Origin of the sequence: Pandoraea pnomenusa, assembly GCF_000767615.3 — a bacterium.
In the GTDB taxonomy this organism is placed as follows: domain Bacteria; phylum Pseudomonadota; class Gammaproteobacteria; order Burkholderiales; family Burkholderiaceae; genus Pandoraea; species Pandoraea pnomenusa.
This window is the reverse complement of record NZ_CP009553.3, coordinates 2,368,078-2,387,730: the sequence shown is the minus strand read 5'-3', so window position 1 is coordinate 2,387,730 and position 19,653 is coordinate 2,368,078. Positions and strand designations below refer to the sequence as shown.

Below are 19,653 nucleotides of genomic sequence, written 5' to 3'. Positions count from 1 at the left end.
CATCGATGCCTTTCTTTTCGCGATCTCGAGGGTGAACGCGCCGTGACGACGTCCGACCGATATCTGGCTTTCGCCAACTCCCCCGTCGGCAGCCGCCTGGCCAATGCGCTGGGCCTGCCGCGTCCCGTACCGCTGGAGCGCATGCCACCATACGGCGATGATCGCGATGATCGCGTCGATGGCCAGCATGGCGCCGAGGCCCGCGCCGTGCCCGCGCCACTGGCCGTCGTAGGCGGTGCCGGCGACGCACCACTGTTGCCCGGACTGGCTCGCGAGCTGCATTGGCTCGGGGTACCGAGTCTTGCGCATACGCAGCGCCTGGATTGGATTTCGTACGCCAACAAGGCCGGCACGATGAGCGGACGTTTCAATCCGGACGAAGGCGTGCGGCCGAAAGCACTGCTGTTCGACGCGAGCGCCATCGAAGACACCGACGCACTGAGCGCGCTGTATGACTTCTTCCACGACACCGTCGCCACGCTCGACCGATGCGCGCGCGTGCTCGTGCTCGGCTTGCCGCCGGGGCTCGCGCCGACACCGCGGGCCAGCGTTGCGCAACGCGCGCTCGAAGGGTTCGTGCGTTCGCTGGCCAAGGAAGTCAAACGCGGCGCGACGGCGCAACTACTGTACGTTGCGCCGCAGGCGCGCGAGGCGCTTCACTCCACGCTGCGGTTCTTTCTGTCGCCGCGGGCCGCCTATGTCAGCGGCCAGGCGGTGACGCTGCAAGCTCCCGTGTTCGATACACCGCCGATGCGCGACCAACGCCCACTGGCCGGTCAGGTCGCCGTCGTCACCGGTGCGGCACGCGGCATCGGCGAAGCCATTGCCACCGTACTCGCACGCGATGGTGCCCACGTCGTCTGCGTTGATATCGCGTCCGCGCAAAGCGCGCTGGAGACGGTCGCCACGCGCCTGAACGGCAGCGCCCTCACCTGCGACATCGCCGCGCCCGAGGCGGGTGCCACGTTGATCGCGCATCTGGCCGTGCACGCGCCGAACGGACTCGACATGCTGGTGCACAACGCCGGCATCACTCGCGACAAGACCCTCGTGCGCATGAGCGAGGCGCAATGGCAAAGCGTGCTCGACATCAACGTCGGCGCGCCGCAACGACTCAATGCCGCGTTGCTCGACGCGGGCGTTTTACGCGCGGCCAGCCGCATCGTGGGCGTGGCGTCGATCAGCGGGATCGCAGGCAATCGCGGGCAGACGAACTACGCCGCCTCGAAGGCCGCGGTCATTGGCATGGTGCAGGCGTGGGCGCCGCGCCTGGCCGAGCGCCGGATCAGCATCAACGCCGTGGCGCCGGGCTTCATCGAGACGCAGATGACCGCGGCGGTGCCCTTCGCCATTCGCGAAGCCGGACGCCGCATGAACTCGCTCGGCCAGGGCGGCCAGCCCGTCGACGTGGCCGAAGCGATCGCGTGGCTGGCGCACCCGGCCTCGGGCGCCCTGACCGGACAGATCGTGCGTGTGTGCGGGCAGAGCCTGCTCGGCGCCTGAGTCATCCTCGTGGAGTACAACGCGATGCCCAACGACCGCCCCCGCCCCTGCGACGACGTGCATGACGCGTTGCCCGCCGTGGACGTCACGCACCTGCCCTCGCCGCTGCATCTCTACCTGCGCGCGCTGCTGACCTCTCGCAAGCCGGCCGAGGCGCGCGCGCTCCCGACGCTGGCGTTCGCGAGGCGCAATGTCGCGCTCGATGCGGCGGCCATCGCCCGTTACGCACAGCTGTGCGGATTTCGCGACGCGAACGCAGTACCGCCAACGTGGCCGCATCTGCTGGCTTTCCCGCTGCACATGCTGTTGATGACGGATCGTGCGTTTCCGTTCGCCATGCTCGGCATGGTGCACCTGGCCAACCGGATCCGCTCGAGCGCCACACTCGCGCCGGGTGAGAGGATCGATCTCGACGTGCGAAGCGGCGCGCTGCATGCTCACGACAAGGGACAGGTTTTCACCGTCGTCACCACGGCGCGCCGCGACGGCGTGGTGGTGTGGACCGGCGAGAGCCTGTACCTGCGCACCGGGGTGCGCGATGCGCTCGGCACGCCCTACCGGGCCGAACTGGCCGCCGGCATACCCATGGAAGCATTGCGCACATGGCAAGTGCCGGCCGACCTCGGCCGCCGGTATGCGCGCCTGTCGGGCGACTACAACCCGATCCATCTCTGGCCCGTCACGGCAAGGCTTTTCGGCTTTCGACGCCCAATCATCCACGGCATGTGGAGTTTTGCGCGCGCGCTCGCCGAGGTCGTACCTGCCCATGCCGACGATCTCGATCTTCTCGTCGAGTTCAAGACCCCCGTGCTGCTGCCGGGCGAAGTCACTTTCTGGCGCGCGCCGCGGGGCGATGTCTTCGAGTTGCGCGATGCGGCGGGCACCGTCCCCCATCTGCGCGGACGCTGGCAAGCGCCGGCGCCCTTTTCCTCTTCTTTCGACACGGAACCCCAGTCATGAGCGCATTCAAACCGACCGCACCGGCGCCTGCCTTACGGCGCGTGGCGATTCTCGGCGGCAACCGCATTCCGTTCGCGCGCTCGAACACCGCCTACGCCACCGCGTCGAATCAAGACATGCTCACGGCCGCGTTGCAAGGCCTCGTCGACCGCTTCGACCTGCATGGGGAGTGCCTCGGGGAAGTGGCCGCGGGCGCCGTCCTCAAGCATGCGCGCGACTTCAACCTCACGCGCGAATCGGTGCTGTCCACGACGCTGGCGCCGCAAACCCCCGCTTACGATGTCCAGCAGGCCTGCGGCACCGGCCTGGAGACGGCCATCCTCACCGGCAACAAGATCGCGCTGGGCCAGATCGACGTCGCTATCGCGGGCGGCGTGGACACCGCGTCGGACGCCCCGATCGGCGTGAATGAGCACCTGCGCAAGATCCTGCTCGAGGCCAATCGCCAACGCAGCACGGGCGGCAAGCTCGGCGCGCTGTCCAAGGTGCGCCCGGGCATGCTGTTCCGCCCGGCGCTGCCGCGCAACGGCGAGCCGCGCACCGGCCTGTCGATGGGCGAGCATTGCGAGTTGATGGCAAAACAGTGGCAAATCGATCGCGCGGCGCAGGACGAACTCGCGCTCGCGAGCCATCGACATTTGGCCGCGGCGTACGAGCGCGGCTTCTTCCTTGACCTCATGACGCCGTTTCGCGGCTTGCAGCGCGACAACAACCTGCGGCCCGACGTCTCGCTCGAGACACTGGCAGACCTCAAACCGGTGTTCGACCGCAGCGCCGCCGGCACCCTCACCGCGGGGAATTCCACGCCACTGACCGACGGCGCATCCTGCGTGCTACTCGCGAGCGAGGACTGGGCGCGCGCGCACAACCATCCGGTACTCGCCTATCTGACCTACTCGCGGACGGCCGCCGTGGACTACTTCAATCCCGACGACGCGAAGCGTGAGGGCCTGCTCATGGCGCCCGCCTATGCCGTGCCGCGCATGCTCGCGCAGGCCGGTCTCACGTTGCAGGACTTCGACTTCTATGAAATCCACGAAGCGTTCGCGGCTCAGGTGCTGTGCACGCTCAAGGCATGGGAGGACCCGCAGTACTGCCGCGACCGGTTGGGGCTTGCGGCGCCGCTGGGCAGCATCGATCGCCGTCGTTTGAACGTGAACGGCAGTTCGCTGGCCTGCGGTCACCCATTCGCCGCCACCGGCGGGCGAATTCTTGCCACGCTCGCCAAACGGCTCGCCGAGCGCGGCGGCGGACGCGGCCTGATCTCGATTTGCGCCGCCGGTGGTCAAGGCGTCGTTGCCATGCTGGAGCGCGAATGAGGTAACGCCAATGAAGGGGCAATAGGTATCGCCGGACCGGGCGCGAACGTCGAGTTGCCGTCAGAGCAGCCGCGCCGCGCCGCCGGGTCGGTGAACGATACAGGGAGACGATGATGGATCAAGCCGTAGCGCAGGCGCGCGTCTGGTTGCGTGCCTACCCACCCGGCGTGCCCGCCGATATCGACGTGACACGTTACACGTCGCTCGTGCAGGCGTTCGACGAGTGGGTCGACAAGTACCGCGAACGCGTCGCGTTCGTGAGCCTCGGCAGCGAAATGACATACGCGGAAGTGGCGCGTCAGGCCCATGCGTTCGCGGCGTGGCTGCAATCGCAGGGCGTGCGAAAAGGCGAGCGCGTCGCCTTGATGATGCCGAACTGCTTTCAATACCCCATCTGCCTTTTCGGCACGCTCATCGCGGGCGGGGTCGTCGTCAACGTCAATCCGTTGTACACGGTTCGCGAACTGAAGCATCAACTGGTCGACAGCGGCGCGCGCACCCTCGTCGTGTTCGAGAACTTCGCGAAGACCGCTCAGGACGCGATTGCCGGCACCGACGTGCAGCAGGTCCTCGTGACACAGATCGGCGATCTGCTCGCCCCCGGCGCCAATCTGAAGGGACGCGCCGTCAACTTCCTCATGCGACACATCGGCAGGCAGGTCCCCCCCTACGATCTGCCGCAGGCGATCCCGCTGCGTCGTGCGCTCGCGCAGGGCGCGAAACATGCGCCGATGCCCGTGCCGCTCATGCGCGACGATCTCGCATTCCTCCAGTACACGGGCGGAACGACCGGCGTGGCCAAGGGGGCAATGCTCACCCATGGCAATGTGCTCGCCAACCTGTTGCAAACCGAAGCGTGGGCTGCCGATCAGCTCAACGGCGACATCGAGGTGAACCTTTCGCTGTTGCCGATGTATCACATCCTCTCGCTCACGGTGAACTGCCTCATCTTCATGAGCCTGGGCGGGCGCAACATCCTCATCGCGAATCCACGCGACGTGAAGAAGGTCGTGTACATCATTCGCAACGAGACCTTCACCGGCGTGACCGGCGTGAACACGCTCTTCAACGGCTTGCTCGAGAACGCCGACTTCTGCGCGCGCGACTTCTCGAAGCTCAAGCTCTCGCTCGCGGGCGGCATGGCCACGCAGCGCGCCATTGCCGAGCGCTGGCGTGAGGTGACCGGCAAGCCGATCATCGAGGGCTACGGGCTGACCGAATGCTCGCCGATCGTCACGATGAACCCGGTCGATCTCGCCCATATGGACACGTTCGAATTCACCGGCTCCATCGGACTGCCAGCGCCGTCGACCGAAGTCAGGTTTCGGCGCGAAGACGGCACGTGGGCCGATCTCGGCGAGCCGGGCGAGCTGTGCGTGCGCGGCCCGCAGGTCATGCGCGGCTACTGGCAGCGCCCCGAGGAGACCGCCAGCACCATCGATGCCGACGGCTGGCTGATGACCGGCGACATCGGCGTGATGGACGAGCGCGGCTATGTGCGGCTCATCGATCGCAAGAAGGACATGATCCTCGTGTCGGGCTTCAACGTCTATCCGAACGAGATCGAAGACGTCGTGATGCTCCACCCCGGGGTGCGCGAGGCGGCAGTCGTGGGCGTGCCCGACCCGATCGCGGGAGAGCGCGTGAAACTCGTGGTCGTGGCTCGCGATCCGCAGCTCGATGCCGATGCGATCCTCGCGCACTGCCGCGCACACCTGACCGCCTACAAGGTGCCGCGCATCGTCGAATTCCGCCAGGGCGAACTGCCCAAGACGACCGTGGGAAAGATTCTGCGGCGCGAACTGCGCGGCACGCATGACGAAAGTCACTCGCGCGCTGCGCACGCCACGACCGCACCGAGCGACGGGCGCGACTCGCACGCGCCGACACCCGCGAACCAGGGAGACAAATGACATGATCCATCGAACCCTCATGCGCGCCATGCCCGACGTGCCCGCCATGCCCGCCATGCCCGCCATGCCCGACGTGCCGGCTCAGCGCGCCAGCCGGGCCGCTCGCCGCACGCCGCGAACGATTCGGCTGGCGATCTCGCTGCCGCTGCTCCTGGCCGCGCTGCACGTCGCCGATGTGCGCGCGCAAGCGCAGCCGCAGCCCGAAGCCACGCCGTCGAGCGCCGTCGCCCCGGACACCGGCACACCTGACGCCGAAGCGTCGAGGCTCGCGGCGATGCCCGTCGCCGCACAGGCCCAGTGGCTCACGCAAGCGATCAAGAGCGGCGAGTTGGCCAAAATGCGCGACGAGGCGATCGTCGCCCGCCTGCAGGCGCTGCAGGCCGACGCGCTCGTTCGCGTACTCAAGGCGGAATCCGCCGCACTGCCGGAATACCAGTACGAGCTCACGCGCCACGAGCGCATCAACGACCAGTGGCAGACTACGCCCGATCGCATGTTCGTGAAGATTCGCGAGAAGCCCTTGCAGATCTACGCGAAGTGGCTGCCCGGCGGCGCGCATGCGGGGCAGGAGATCATCTACGACGAGACGAAGAACCCGAAGGAAATGTACGGCCACCTCGGCGGCATTCTCGGCTTCACGTCGATCTGGAGCAGCATCGATGGCCCCCTCGCCCGCTCGCAATCGAACCACACCGTGCGCGATCTCGGCTTCGCATTCATCGCCGAACGGATCGCGCACGACGGACGAAGCTTCCGTGCCGAAGGCCTCTCCGACAAGCCCGCAAGAATTTCGGCATCCGAACTGAATGGCGTGCGCGTGGCGGCACTGGAATGGGAAGCGCCGTCCGGGCCGCCGCAGCACTACGCCAGGAAGTCACGCGTGCTGATCGATCTGAAGACGGGGTTGCCGCGCGGCATCGAGGCGTGGGATGCCTCGGGACAGAAGATCGAGGAGATGCGCTTCGAGAAGGTGCGCAAAATGCAGTGGACAGACGCCACGTTCGATCCCAGGAACCCGGACTACAAGTTCTGATCCGTGGCCGTGCACGGGGCACGATCCGGCGCAATCTCGTGCCATCGGCGCCGCGCGCACGGCGCGGGCAAGACGAAAGCCCGCCATCCGTACCAGCGGGTGGCGGGCTTTTGCCTGACAGGACATTCGTGACCGGAGAATGCGCGCCGGTCGGCGGCGCACGCTCAGGTTTGCGGTAGTTCGATCTTCACTTCGAGCACTTCCAGGTTGTCCTGGTGCTCGACACTGACCTTGATGTCGTCTTGTCCGATTTTGACGTATTTGGAGATGACGGCAACCAGCTCGCGCTGCAAGGCCGGCAGATAATCCGCCGGCGGCGACGAGCCCGCGCGTTCGTGCGCCAGAATGATCTGCAGGCGCTCTTTCGCCACGGCGGCGGTCTTTTTCTTCTCCCCCAGGAGGAAAGACAGGAAGGACATGGGCGCTCCTTACTTCGAGCCGAAGATGCGCTGCAACAACCCCGGCTTTTGATAGTCGGTAAAGCGCATGGGCTTGTCCTCGCCCTTGAATCGGCTCACCACGTCACGGTAGGCGTCGGCCACGTCGGTGCCGTCCAGATGAATCGCCGGCGTGCCCTGGTTGGAGGCATGCAGGACCGATTCCGACTCGGGAATCACGCCGATCAGTTTGATCCGCAGGATTTCCTGAATGTCCTCGAGCGACAGCATCTGACCGTCGTTGACACGCTTGGGGTTGTAACGCGTGATGAGCAGGTGTTCCTTGATCGGCTCGCTGCCTTCGATGGCGCGCTTCGTCTTCGACGAAAGAATGCCCAGAATGCGATCCGAGTCGCGCACCGACGACACTTCCGGGTTCGTCACCACGAGGGCTTCGTCCGCGAAATGCATGGCGAGCAGCGCGCCCGATTCGATACCGGCCGGCGAATCGCACACGATGTACTCGAAGCCCATGTCGCTCAGGTCCTTGATGACCTTCTCGACGCCGGCTTGCGTGAGCGCTTCCTTGTCGCGCGTCTGCGAGGCGGGCAGGATGAAGAGGTTCTCGCAGGACTTGTCCTTGATAAGCGCCTGGTTGAGGTTCGCCTCGCCCTGAATCACGTTGATGAGGTCATACACCACGCGGCGCTCGCACCCCATGATGAGGTCGAGATTGCGCAGACCCACGTCGAAATCGATGACTGCCGTCTTGTGCCCCTGCAAGGCGAGGCCGGCGGAAAAGCTGGCACTGGTCGTCGTCTTGCCGACGCCACCCTTGCCAGAGGTCACCACAATCACTTTTGCCATCTGTCGATGCCTTCCCAAACTTGAGGATGAAATTAGCTACGAATCATTTGAGCCCGAGGGGCTCGAAAATCAGTTTGTCGTCTACCAGCCGCACCTGCACCGACCGCCCCTGAACTTCGGGCGGCAGCGCATATTCGCCAGTCCGGTATATGCCGGCGATGGAAATCAGCTCGGGTTCCAGACAGGTGCAGAAGATGCGAGCATCGAGCTTGCCCTTCACACCTGCCAGTGCCCGCCCCCGCAGCGGCGCGTAAATGTGAATATTACCTTCCGCGATCACCTCGGCCCCATAACTCACGAGATCGAGGATGATCAGATCGCCCTTTGCGTAGATCTGCTGACCCGAGCGAAGCGGACGGTCGATGATGGTCGAAGGAATCGCCGACGCCTCGGACGGCGCCGGCGCGGCAGGCGCGGCCGCCTCGGCGACACTCGCTTCGGCCTCAGCCTCGCTCGCGCTCTCGCGTGCCGCACGCGGCACTCGGCGCTCGTGGCTGTCCAGTCGCGGAAGACCGTCGACGACTGCCCACTCGGCCTGTTCCGCATTGGCGACCACGCCGATGGGTTTCATGCGGAATTCGGCCAGCATTTCGGCCAACGCGGGCACGGCAACGCGCTCGTCGCCGGCCAGACGCCGAACGTCGATGGCGACCGTGTCGCCCGCAAAAAACTCCGGGGTCGCCTCGAAACGTTGCGCCAGTTCCGAGCGCAGGGTGTCCAATTGCGGCGTCTTGACAACGAAATGCAGGGTATCGACGGCTCCACTGCGTAACTCGAAGTACGGCGTTTTCTTTTGCGGCATGTCAGGTGAGTGTGCGCGAATTGCTGGCAAATTGGGCCATTCTACCGTTCCTTGCGTGCGAGCAAACCGCAAATCAGCAGGGCAACCCCATGATTGCCTCAAATATCGACCGTGCTGCATTGCAGCATATGCCTATGTTTCACACACCACTCGACACTTGCCCCTGCCTGGGGATTGACACACTCTCGTCATCGCCAAAGGCTACTCTGGCGGTGGAAAAGTCCATGGCAACGCTTGCTGCATAGCAGCAACGAAAGTGCGAATTTTGTCGCGCAAGTGCCATATTCGTGACCTATCCTTAAAGTCCCTGACGAGGGACCCCTAGTGGAACCGCAAACCGGGAGACGAAGATGCTGAGTCATCATGAATTTGCCACCCTGATGCTGGTGAAGGACGCTCCGGAGCAAGTGGAGCTCAATCGCCCGGACCTCGAATCGTTGCTCGAAAGCAAACTGATCGAATGGGAAGAGTTGGAGCCGGGTGTGAAGTCCCCGCGCCTGACTGTCCAGGGCAAGTACGTCCTCCAGGCCGTCGCCTGAGCCCCCCCAGCCTGCAGTAGAGGTGTCAGCCGCAACAAAAAAGCCCGCCGGAAGGCGGGCTTTTCATTGGGCGGAGCGCATTGCCCCGACAATCCGGCGCAACTCAGCTGTGCCGTATGTCGCCACGACGGGTGCGCCGCCACGTGTGCCTCGCACTCGGGTGCTCACGGCACCAGTTGCGATCCACGAGCCAGGCGACGGCCGCGCCGACGACCAGCACGATCACCAACATTGCTATCAAGCTCCCTGTAAGCATGGCGGCCTCCTAACTTCGACATGGCGGGATGGCACGCTTCCATTCTAGGCAATCCCTATCGAAATGGGTACTCGAAAGTCATTCGGGTATACCGTGTTTTGCGCCAGGTCAAAATGCGCCGCATGGATATCGCACGCCTGTCGCGGCGCAGCAATTTCCGGCCCGGCGCCGCCATGACCGTCCGTCGACATCGGTTCGCCGGACGGCCATCGTGTCATACAGGACGAACGCTCATAGCGAATCGATCACACCACCGTCCACGCGCAAGGCGGCGCCCGTGGTGGCCGACGCCTGCGGCGACGCAACATAGACGACCATGTTCGCGACCTCGGTCGTGCTTGCCGCTCGACCGATGATCGACGACGGGCGGTGCGCTCGCACGAACTCCGCCGCCGCCTGCACCATGTCGGCGTTCTCGGGCACGCCCGCCTGCCGCAGCATGCCCGCCATGCCGTCGGACAGCGTCGGCCCGGGCAACACGGCATTGACCGTGACGCCCGTGCCGCGCATACGCTTGGCCAGTCCGCGTGACACCGCCAATTGCGCCGTTTTCGTCATGCCGTAATGAATCATGTCCTCGGGGATGTTCAGCGCGGATTCCGAGGAGATGAAGATCACGCGCCCCCAGCCTCGCTGCGCCATGCCGGGCAAGTAGGCACGGGACAGGCGCACGCCGCTCAGCACGTTGATGTCGTAGAACCGCTCCCACTCGCTGTCCGGGATGTCGAAGAAATTCTGGGGCCCGAACACGCCCGCGTTGTTCACCAGAATGTCCACATCCGGTACCGCCGACACGAGCGCGTCGCACCCGGATGCGGTCGACAGGTCGGCCGCCACGCCGCGTACCTGTGCATGCGGCAGTGCTTCGCGAAGCCTGGCCACCGCTGCATCGACGCTCGCGGTCGAACGACCGTTGACGATCGTCGTCGCACCGGCGGCGGCCAGACCGTGAGCAATGGCGAACCCGATGCCCGCCGTGGACGCGCTTACCAGCGCGAGCTTGTCTTTCAGATCGATATGCATGTATGTGCTCCCGAAAATGCCAGATGTCAGGCGATGGCCCCGCCCGCGTCGATGAGCACGGTCGAGCCCGTGGCGCTCGGCGTGCCCGCGAGATAGAGAATCGCATTGGCGACATCGTCCGCGGCCACCACGCGGCGCGCCGGCAGACGCTCGGCGGCGTTGCGATACATCGCCTCACGGTCGGTTTCGGCCATTTTGTTCCAAAGCGGGGTGACGGTCAGCCCCGGCGACACGGTATTCACGCGAACGGGGGAGAGTTCGAGCGCAAGGCCGCGGCCGAGCGCCTCGACGGCGGCGTTGATCGCGCCTTGCACCACCGACGCCGTGCTCGGGCGCACGCTCAGGTAGCCCGACGTAAGCGTGAGCGAACCGCCCGCCTCGATGCGCGCGTGACGCGCCACGTGGTAGGTCCCCCAAAACTTGCTGTCGAACGCGGTATGCGCGTCTTCGAGCGAGAGTTTGCGCACCTGCCCCGTGGGGGTCTGGGCGGCGGAAATCACAACGTGCTGCCACGGGGCGTGTTCCTCGAAAAAGCGTTCGACCGCGGCGGCGTTGCCCGTGTCGAGCACAACCGCGCGCGCGGTACTGCCGATCGTGGCAAGCGCGGCGTCGAGCTTCGCCTGGCTGCGCGAGGCGATCGTCACGGCGGCGCCCGCTTTTGCAAATGCCTGCGCCGCCGCGCGACCAATGCCGGAACTGCCCCCAATGACCAATACGCGCTGACCTTCGAAATCGAACATGCTAAAACTCCTGAATGAAGAAGTGAGACCTTGCGGGAAAGGCGACATCGGTGCCTGGCGGGCGCTTGCGCGCCAACGGCGTCGTCATGTCATGAGGCTATTGTGATCCTGATCGTAAAAAACGATAATCCCTTAAAAAATGGAATCACTCTCTTCAAATTATTGAGAATCGAAGCGCGATGATCGAGCATACGCTGGACCTCACCCTCTTCGACCGCATCGTTGCCACGGGGAGCCTGTCGGCGGCCGCTCGCGAGATGGGGCTGTCGCTGGCCGTCGTGAGCAAGCGGCTCGGACTGCTCGAGCAGCGACTGGGGGTGCGGTTGCTCAACCGCACCACGCGCAGGCAGGCATTGACCGAGGAGGGGCAGGTCTTTCACACGTGCTGCCGGCGGATCCTCGCGGAAATTGCGGAGACGGAGCGGCTGATGTCGCGTCAGTCGGACACCGTCGGCGGCGTGCTTCGCATCAGCGCGCCACGCGCGTTCGGACGCCGCCAGCTCGCCCCGCTGCTGGTCGCGTTTCGCGAGCGGCATCCCGACGTGAAGATCCATCTTTCGTTGAGCGATCTGTGGGTCGACCTGGTGGCGCACGGCATCGATGTGGCGATCCGCGTCGGGACCTTGCCCGACTCCAGCCTCGTCGCGCAGGAACTCGCGCCGAACTATCGCGTGCTCATCGCCTCGCCCGACTATCTCGCACGGCGCGGCACGCCGCGCGACGCAGGTGAACTGCAACAGCACGATTGCATTCTGTTCGGTAATTCACCGCATGGCGACTGGCGATTCATATGGCAGTCCGAAACGGTTCGGGTGCAGGTGCGCGACACTTATGTCGTGGACGACGGCGACACGGCCCACGAACTCGCGTTGCATGGCGCGGGCATTGCCCAGAAGTCGATCTGGGACGTGGGCGACGATATCGAGGCGGGACGCCTCGTGCGCGTGCTGCCCGATCTGCCGATTCCGGCGTCACCGTTGCATGCCGTGTATCCGCACAGTCCACATCTGGCGCCGCGCACGCGCGCGTTCATCGACTTCATGCGAGATCGGTTGCGCGCGGCATGGCGTTGGCCGGAGCGTTGACGCACGGCAACGCTCCCACTGCGCCTTGCCGGCGCATGCGCGCCCGACGGATCGCGCCCGCGCCGGATCCGCACACCGCAAAGCAAACGCCGCGACGCCCCTTTCGGACATCGCGGCGTTTTTCATGCTGGATGACGCCTGCCACACCGGTGCAGCGCGCGGCGAAGCTTGCTATTCGTCCGCGTCCGTCCGCGTCCGCCTGGCACACGTCGGACGTATCGGACGTATCGGACGTATCGGACGTATCGGACGTATCGGACGCGTCGGGCGAACTCAGGCGGCCTTGTCCATCTGACGCTCGCCGCCCACGGCTTCGACAAGGTCGTCGAGCATGCGCGCGAGCTCACCGGTCATGAGGGCCACGTCGGCGTCGAACTTCTCGGCCTCGCCTTCGGCCGTCGGATCGGCGGCGTCCTTGATGATGTCGAGCGGTGTCACGCGCTTGATGATGAACGCATCGGTGAGCACGAACGAGATGCGGTCGTTCCACGTCATCGCCAGCTTGGTACAACGCTTGCCCGCCTCGATGTGCTGGCGAACGTCCGCGCCGTCGAGCGGATGCGCCACATAGCGCACGGCGGCCTTCTCGTCGGTATTCGAGCGCAGCTCCACGTCCTGGTCGACGGTGAACCCCGGCGGCGCGTCGTTGCCCGCCAGCCACGACGTCATCACGGCCACCGGCGCCTCGTTGAGCTCCACGCTCTCGAGCGTGATGTCGAGCGTCTTCAGCAGCAGGCTGCGCACCTCGTCGGCCTTGGCGGGCGAGGCGGCGTCGATCACCAGCCAGCGGTTGACAGGATCGATCCACACACGCGTGTCGCGGCGAATGCCGAAGGCACGTGGCAGCAACTCGTCGGTGACCTGCTCCTTGAGCTCGCGCATCTGCTTGCGACCGGGCTTGAAGCCCTGCTGCTCCTCGAGCTCGGCCGCCTTCGCACGCGTGACCTGATTGACGACGGTCGTCGGCAGCAGCTTCTTCTCGGCGCGGTACGCCAATAGGAACTGCCGGTTGACGCTATGCACGAGCTCGCCGCCGTCTCTCGGCGGCGCCCAGCCCTGCACCTGCATTTCGAGGCTGCCGCCCTCGCGGAAGGCATGCTTCTCGAGCGCCTCCTCCATTTGCGCGACGCTCATGGACCAACCGGCAGGAATTCGGTGCAACTGAAGATTCTTGAACCACATCGGCATCACCGCAAAAAGCAAAAGCAGCGATTTTACCAGTGCCGCGTCATCGCGCGAAATGCAGGCTCGCGAAACACCCCGCCCCGGTCAGAGGAAGCGGTCCAGAATCTTGCGGCTGGGCTTGTCGAGCCTGGACGAATCGCGAATCAGGAAGTGGATGCCGTGACTGTCGGTAATGAGCAGCGTCTGCGCGCCGAGCCGGCGAATGTCCTCTTCGCCGCGCAACACGAACGTGGCCTCGCCGCGGTTGGTCTCGACCGTCCAGTTGCTGGGTGTTGCGTACGTCGATACGCCAACGATGCGCAGCACCTCCGGCATGAACTCGCGCGCGGCGAGCTCTTCCTGCACCAGCACGCGCATGGCGGCGGGCAGCGCGTCGAGCGAGTCGAGCCAAACCAGCTCGCGGCCGTCGACGCTCACGAGCGCCAGCCCCTCTTCCGGCGCGGCAATGGGAAAAGCGCGCACGGGCACCACGCCCTCGTGGGCGATGCCGGCGGCATCGGTCAGCACCAAACGTCCAAAGGCGTTGCGCGACAAGGTGAAATCGATCTGCATGGGAGTCTTCGCGAACGGTTCAGTTGACGGACAGCGGCTGGACCGGGGCGGCGGTCACCGCGGCCACGCTGGCGGCGGCCTCGGCCGATGCCACGGCCTCGTCGGCGTCCGTGTCGACGTTGCGCTGCTGCGCCTGGTAGAGCTTGTAATAGGCGCCCTCGCGCGCGATCAGTTCGTCGTGGTTGCCCACTTCGACGATCCTGCCCCGATCGAGCACCACAAGACGATCGGCCTTGCGCAATGTCGAGAGACGGTGCGCGATGGCGATCGTCGTGCGCCCCTTGACGAGATTGTCGAGCGCCTTCTGAATTTCCTTTTCGGTGGCCGTGTCGACCGACGACGTTGCCTCGTCGAGAATGAGGATTCGCGGATCGATCAGCAACGCTCGGGCGATGGAAATTCGCTGACGCTCGCCGCCCGAGAGGGCTTGCCCGCGCTCGCCCACGAGAGAATCGTAGCCATGCGGCAGACGCAGGATGAATTCATGCGCGTGCGCGGCGCGCGCGGCGGCGACGATCTCGGCACGTGTCGCGTCGGGCTTGCCATAGGCGATGTTGTCCGCGATCGTGCCGAAGAACAGGAACGGCTCCTGCAACACCAGGCCCACGTTGCGGCGGAAGTCGGAGACCGGCAGCGCCCGGATATCCACGCCGTCGATCTGGATCGCGCCTTCAGCCACATCGTAGAAACGGCAGATCAGGTTCACCAGTGTGCTCTTGCCCGAGCCGCTGTGTCCGACCAGACCGATCATCTCGCCCGGCGCGATGCGCAGGTCCATGCCCCGGATCACCGCCCGGTTGCCGTAGCGGAAGCCGATGTCACGCAGATCGATGGCCCCCTTCACTTCCTTGAGGTGCACGGGGTTGACCGGCTCGGGCACGTTCGAGACGTGATCGAGGATGTCGAAGATGCGCTTCGCACCAGCTGCGGCCTTTTGCGTGACCGACACGATGCGGCTCATCGAATCGAGACGGGTATAGAAACGGCTGATATAGGTGAGGAAGGCCGTCAGCACGCCGACGGTAATCTCATGCTTCGAGACCTGCCAGATGCCGAAGATCCACACGACAAGCAGGCCGATTTCCGTCAGGAACGTGACCGTCGGCGAGAACAGCGACCACACCCGGTTCACGCGATCGTTGACCACGAGGTTGTGACGGTTGGCCTCCTTGAAACGCGCCACCTCGCGATTTTCCTGCGCGAAGGCCTTGACCACGCGAATGCCCGGAATGGTGTCGGCCAGCACGTTGGTGATTTCGGACCAGATCCGGTCGACTTTCTCGAAGCCGTGACGCAGCCGGTCGCGCACCAGATGAATCAGCCACGCGATGAACGGCAGCGGCACGAGTGTGACCAGCGCCAGCCACGGATTGATCGACACCAGAATGACTGCCGTCATGACGATCATCAGCACGTCGGTCGCGAAGTCGAGCAGGTGCAGCGACAGGAACACGCAGATGCGGTCGCTTTCCGAGCCGATGCGCGCCATCAGGTCGCCGGTGCGCTTGCCCCCGAAATATTCCAGCGAGAGACGCAGCAGATGCGAATACGTGGCCGTACGCAGGTCGGCGCCGATACGCTCCGACACTTTCGCGAGCAGGTACGTGCGCGCCCAGCCGAGCACCCAGGCCACCAGCCCCGCGCCCAGCAGCCCGGACAAATACTTGCCGACCAGCATGTAATCGATCGGCTTGCCGTTCTGGAACGGAATCAGCACGTTGTCCATGAGCGGCATCGTCAGATACGGCGGGATCAGCGTGGCGCCCGTGGCGCACAGCGTGAGCAGAAAGCCGGCCAAAAGCTGGAAGCGATACGGCCTGGCAAAACGCCACAATCGCAGCAGCGCCCACGTCGACGGCGGGGCCTCGGCTTCCGGGTTGCACTGCGCGCACTCGTCGTCGCCCGCCGGCAGTTCGGCCTGGCAGATCGGGCAGACGCCCGGCGCTTCGGGCTCGTGACGGGCGGCATGACCCGCGACGAGCGCGTCGCGCTCACGCACGATGGTGTCCATCAACGCCAGCGCCGCCGGGTTGTGTCCCAGCGTGTAGCGCCAGGTAGCCAGTTTCTCGCGGGCGTCGCAAAGCTCGAGCGAGCCCACGCCGGCGTGGTCGGCATGCGTGATCGACAAGTCGGCGCGATACGGCCACGACTGCCAAGCGTGGGCCGCGGGCGTCGGCCGGCCACTTTGCGCCTCGCGCGCGAGAATGCGCCGGTCCGTCGCCACGGCGACACCCTGCGCGAAGTGAAGCCGGGCGTCGAGATCGAGCGAGAGCCACGCCAGCACGGTTTCGCCGTCGGCCAATTGGGCGGCAAGCGCCGGATACCATGGCTCGGCGGCAGCGTTTCGGGGGGAGGCGAACGACACGGAAGTCGAGGCGCCGGCGGGGCTGCTCTCGGAGGACGCGGTCGGAGTGGCGGCGGAAGAAGCCGCCGGAGTGGAGGTGTCGGTCATTGCTGCGGCAGACGTGTCCTCAAGGGGCGGACATCGGCAAACGGGGTAGAAAACGAGGCGAACTTTCCCTGTCAGTCCGCGAAATTGCCGCAAGTATAACCACAGCGACGCCTTTTGCGGCGCGGAGTTCCCGCATGACACGGTGCAACATGGAAATATTGTTGTGACGGTCAACCGAATGTGAATTTTTGCGTTAAGTAACCAGTTAACTGTAAGAGCGCGACCGGCCGTCCCGTCTGAAACTGGCGTTGCCGGCCTCTCCGAAACCCCGCCCTCACGCGTAATTAGCCTTAGATGAAAAAGAAAGACATTGAGATTTTCGATGTCCTGTCGCTGCGCGGCCCGAATATGTGGACATATCGGCCGGTGCTTGAGGCATGGGTCGATATCGGCGAACTCGAAGACTTCCCGTCAAACAAGATCCCGGGGTTTCCCGAGCGGCTCTCCGCGTGGCTGCCCACGCTCATCGAGCATCGTTGCAGCATCGGCGAGCGCGGCGGTTTTCTTCAGCGCCTGCGCGAAGGTACGTGGCCGGGCCACATCCTCGAACACGTCACGCTCGAACTTCAGAACCTCGCCGGCATGCCCGGCGGCTTCGGCAAGGCACGCGAAACGCCGATCCGGGGTGTCTACAAGGTCATCGTGCGCGCCTGGCATGAAGACGTGACCCGCGCGGCGCTGTTCGCCGCGCGCGACCTCGTCATGGCCGCGATCGAGGACCGCCCCTACGATGTGGAGGCTGCCGTGGAACATTTGCGGGGCCTGGTCGACAAGCACTGTCTCGGCCCGAGCACCGCGTGCATCGTCGATGCGGCCGACGACCGCGACATTCCGCATCTGCGACTGTCGGACGGCAATCTCGTGCAACTGGGCTACGGCGCCGCCGCGCGCCGCATCTGGACGGCCGAGACCGACCGCACCCCGGCCATCGCCGAGAGCATCTCGCGCGACAAGGACCTCACCAAGCAACTGCTCGAATCGTGCGGCGTGCCCGTGCCGGAAGGCCGGCTCGTCGACAGCGCCGAAGACGCGTGGGAAGCGGCCGAAGACATCGGCCTGCCGGTCGTCGTGAAGCCTTACGATGGCAACCACGGTCGGGGCGTGTTCATCAATCTCACCACGCGAGAAGAAGTCACCACAGCGTTCGAGGTGGCACTCGAAGAAGGCAACGGCGTCATCGTCGAGCGCTTCGTGCCGGGTCTCGAGCACCGCCTGCTGGTGGTGGGCGGACGCGTCGTGGCGGCTGCCATGGGCGAAACGGCGTCGGTCGTCGGCGACGGCCAGCACACCATTCTGGAACTCATCGAGCGCCAGATCAACAGTGACCCGCGTCGCGGCAGCGCCGAGGACCAGCCGCTCAATCGCGTGCGCATCGATTCGTCCGCGCGGCTCGAACTCCGGCGTCAGGGCTTCGACGCCGACTCGGTGCCGCCAGAGGGCAAGAACGTGCTGATCCAGCGCAACGGCAACGTTGCGTTCGATGTCACCGACCGCGTGCATCCGAGCGTGGCCGCGCACGCCTCGCTTGCCGCACGTATCGTCGGGCTGGACATCGCCGGCGTCGATCTGGTGGCCGAAGACATTTCCCGCCCGCTCGCCGAGCAGCGCGGCGCCATCGTCGAAGTCAACGCCGGGCCGGGCCTGCTCATGCATCTGAAGCCGGCTGACGGCTCGCCACGCCCCGTGGGCCGGGCTATCGTCGATCACCTCTTCCCCGACGGCGACAGCGGCCGCATTCCGGTCGTCGGCATTACCGGCACCAACGGCAAGACCGTGACGGCCCGTCTGCTCGCGCACCTGCTGCAACTGGCGGGCGAGCACACCGGTCTGGCATGCAGCGACGGCCTGTTCCTCGACAAGCGCCTTGTCCAGAGTGGCGACCGCGCAAACTGGGACGCCGCGAACCGCGTGCTGATGAACGCCAGCGTGACCGCTGCCGTCTTCGAAAACGACAACACCGCCATTCTCTCGGAAGGCCTCGCCTACGACCGCTGCCAGGTCGGCATCGTGACGAACATCGATCGCCCGGACCATCTGGGTCAGTATTTCGTCGAAGACGTCGACCGAATGTTCAGCGTAATGCGCACCCAGGTCGATGTCGTGCTGCCCGACGGCGTGGCCGTGCTCAATGCCCGCGATCCGCTGGTCGTGGAAATGGCCGAGCTCTGCGACGGCGACGTGATCTTTTTCGGGCTGGACGAGCATCTGCCCGCCATCGCCGAGCACCGTGCCGCCGGCAAGCGCACCGTGTTCGTGCGTGACGGCCAGGTGGTGCTCGCGACGGGAACGGAGGAAGTCGGCGTGGGCGCCACGGCAAACATGCCGCTGACGTATGCCGGCCGGGTCGGTTTCCAGGTCGAGAACGTGCTCGCCGCCGTGGCTGCCGCGTGGTCCATGGGCGTGGCGCTCGAAGTCCTGCGCGCAGGCGTGACGACGTTCGACGTCGGCCAGGTCGACGCACCGGGCCGCTTTACGCTGTTCGAGAAGCAAGGCGCCACGGTCGTGGTCGACGACGCACACAACGCGCCGGCGCTCAAGGCACTGGTCGACGCGCTGGCCACCCTGCCTGCCGAGCGCCGCATCGCGGTCTACGGCCCGGGTCTGGACCGCATGGACGAAGACCTGCAAGCCGAAGGCCGCCTGCTCGGCCAGACCTTCGAGCGCGTAGTGCTGTGCGACGACTTGAGCGTGTCCCGCAAGCGCGGGCTGGCGCAATCGCGCGCCCAGCTTCGCACCGGCATCGAAGCGGTGGAGCGCAAGGTGCAAGTGGTCGACGCCGGCACCCGCCGCACGGCGGCCGAAGCGGCGCTGGCCGAACTGGCGAGCGGCGATTTGCTCTTGCTGCAGGCCGACGAAGGCGGTGCTGCCGCGATGCTCGATCTCGTGCATCTGTGGATGGGTCAACCGATGCGGGCCATGGCCGCCTGACGCCCACGAGCCGTTGCCGCGCCTGAGCGGCGGTTCGCGGGCGCGTCCCGCGCCGCCGTCTCCGAGGCGCCTGTTAGTTAGTTACCGAACACCCAAGCCACAGTCGTTTTTTCTCGCCA

Annotated in this window: 16 protein-coding genes; 8 read left to right on the top strand and 8 right to left on the bottom strand. The window is 65.5% G+C overall.

The features are described 5' to 3' along the window. The first annotated feature begins 42 nt into the window (after positions 1-42). The 5 genes from LV28_RS34730 to LV28_RS34710 all read left to right on the top strand — a co-directional run bounded on the left by LV28_RS34730 (position 43) and on the right by LV28_RS34710 (position 6,728). A complete protein-coding gene (locus LV28_RS34730; protein ID WP_038617731.1) occupies positions 43-1,503 on the top strand; it encodes a 3-oxoacyl-ACP reductase in 1,461 nt (486 codons plus the stop codon). Between the two features lie 24 nt (positions 1,504-1,527). Beyond that, a complete protein-coding gene (locus tag LV28_RS34725; protein WP_025249062.1) occupies positions 1,528-2,463 on the top strand; it encodes a MaoC family dehydratase in 936 nt (311 codons plus the stop codon). Next, positions 2,460-3,782 carry an acetyl-CoA C-acetyltransferase gene (locus LV28_RS34720; protein ID WP_048806365.1) on the top strand — a complete coding sequence of 441 codons (1,323 nt, stop codon included), beginning with the start codon at positions 2,460-2,462 and terminating at the stop codon, positions 3,780-3,782. Before LV28_RS34725 ends, LV28_RS34720 begins: the two co-directional genes overlap by 4 nt. A 113-nt stretch (positions 3,783-3,895) precedes the next feature. Continuing rightward, positions 3,896-5,695 carry an AMP-binding protein gene (locus LV28_RS34715; protein ID WP_069106826.1) on the top strand — a complete coding sequence of 600 codons (1,800 nt, stop codon included), beginning with the start codon at positions 3,896-3,898 and terminating at the stop codon, positions 5,693-5,695. 1 nt (position 5,696) lies between these two features. Then, positions 5,697-6,728: a DUF1571 domain-containing protein gene (locus LV28_RS34710; protein WP_255315165.1), complete on the top strand. Its 1,032-nt coding sequence runs from the start codon at positions 5,697-5,699 to the stop codon at positions 6,726-6,728. Positions 6,729-6,892: 164 nt separating this feature from the next. On the opposite strand, the gene minE is transcribed toward LV28_RS34710, so the two are convergent. From minE to minC, 3 genes are read right to left on the bottom strand one after another with little or no spacing between them, the layout of a single operon-like run. Then, the gene (gene minE, locus LV28_RS34705; RefSeq protein WP_023595730.1) at positions 6,893-7,147 is read right to left on the bottom strand and encodes a cell division topological specificity factor MinE; all 255 of its coding nucleotides are present in this window, start codon (positions 7,145-7,147) and stop codon (positions 6,893-6,895) included. Positions 7,148-7,156: 9 nt separating this feature from the next. Then, complete coding sequence (gene minD, locus LV28_RS34700; protein WP_023595729.1) at positions 7,157-7,972, bottom strand: septum site-determining protein MinD; 816 nt, start codon at positions 7,970-7,972, stop codon at positions 7,157-7,159. Between the two features lie 43 nt (positions 7,973-8,015). After that, the gene (gene minC, locus LV28_RS34695) at positions 8,016-8,774 is read right to left on the bottom strand and encodes a septum site-determining protein MinC (protein WP_023595728.1); all 759 of its coding nucleotides are present in this window, start codon (positions 8,772-8,774) and stop codon (positions 8,016-8,018) included. Positions 8,775-9,124: 350 nt separating this feature from the next. Here minC and LV28_RS34690 point away from each other — a divergent pair, with 350 nt between their 5' ends. Continuing rightward, the gene (locus LV28_RS34690; RefSeq protein WP_023595727.1) at positions 9,125-9,313 is read left to right on the top strand and encodes a hypothetical protein; all 189 of its coding nucleotides are present in this window, start codon (positions 9,125-9,127) and stop codon (positions 9,311-9,313) included. Positions 9,314-9,800: 487 nt separating this feature from the next. Here LV28_RS34690 and LV28_RS34685 read toward each other — a convergent pair whose 3' ends face one another. Together LV28_RS34685 and LV28_RS34680 are read right to left on the bottom strand one after the other, a co-directional pair. Beyond that, positions 9,801-10,592 carry an SDR family NAD(P)-dependent oxidoreductase gene (locus LV28_RS34685; protein ID WP_038617735.1) on the bottom strand — a complete coding sequence of 264 codons (792 nt, stop codon included), beginning with the start codon at positions 10,590-10,592 and terminating at the stop codon, positions 9,801-9,803. A gap of 26 nt (positions 10,593-10,618) precedes the next feature. Continuing rightward, a complete protein-coding gene (locus LV28_RS34680) occupies positions 10,619-11,332 on the bottom strand; it encodes an SDR family oxidoreductase (RefSeq protein WP_038617737.1) in 714 nt (237 codons plus the stop codon). A gap of 179 nt (positions 11,333-11,511) precedes the next feature. Between LV28_RS34680 and LV28_RS34675 the strand changes: the two genes are divergently transcribed. Then, positions 11,512-12,417, top strand: a complete 906-nt coding sequence (locus LV28_RS34675; protein ID WP_038617739.1) for a LysR family transcriptional regulator — start codon at positions 11,512-11,514, stop codon at positions 12,415-12,417. A 273-nt stretch (positions 12,418-12,690) separates the two neighbouring features. Here the strand turns inward: LV28_RS34675 and LV28_RS34670 are convergent, their stop codons facing one another. The 3 genes from LV28_RS34670 to LV28_RS34660 all read right to left on the bottom strand — a co-directional run bounded on the left by LV28_RS34670 (position 12,691) and on the right by LV28_RS34660 (position 16,606). Continuing rightward, positions 12,691-13,599: a recombination-associated protein RdgC gene (locus LV28_RS34670; RefSeq protein ID WP_023874537.1), complete on the bottom strand. Its 909-nt coding sequence runs from the start codon at positions 13,597-13,599 to the stop codon at positions 12,691-12,693. Between the two features lie 87 nt (positions 13,600-13,686). Next, positions 13,687-14,154, bottom strand: a complete 468-nt coding sequence (locus LV28_RS34665; RefSeq protein ID WP_038617743.1) for a cyanophycin metabolism-associated DUF1854 family protein — start codon at positions 14,152-14,154, stop codon at positions 13,687-13,689. A gap of 19 nt (positions 14,155-14,173) precedes the next feature. Beyond that, complete coding sequence (locus LV28_RS34660) at positions 14,174-16,606, bottom strand: cyanophycin metabolism-associated ABC transporter (protein WP_038617746.1); 2,433 nt, start codon at positions 16,604-16,606, stop codon at positions 14,174-14,176. Positions 16,607-16,900: 294 nt separating this feature from the next. On the opposite strand from LV28_RS34660, the gene cphA reads away from it, so the two are divergent. Further along, a complete protein-coding gene (cphA, locus tag LV28_RS34655; protein ID WP_038617749.1) occupies positions 16,901-19,534 on the top strand; it encodes a cyanophycin synthetase in 2,634 nt (877 codons plus the stop codon). Positions 19,535-19,653 lie beyond the last annotated feature (119 nt).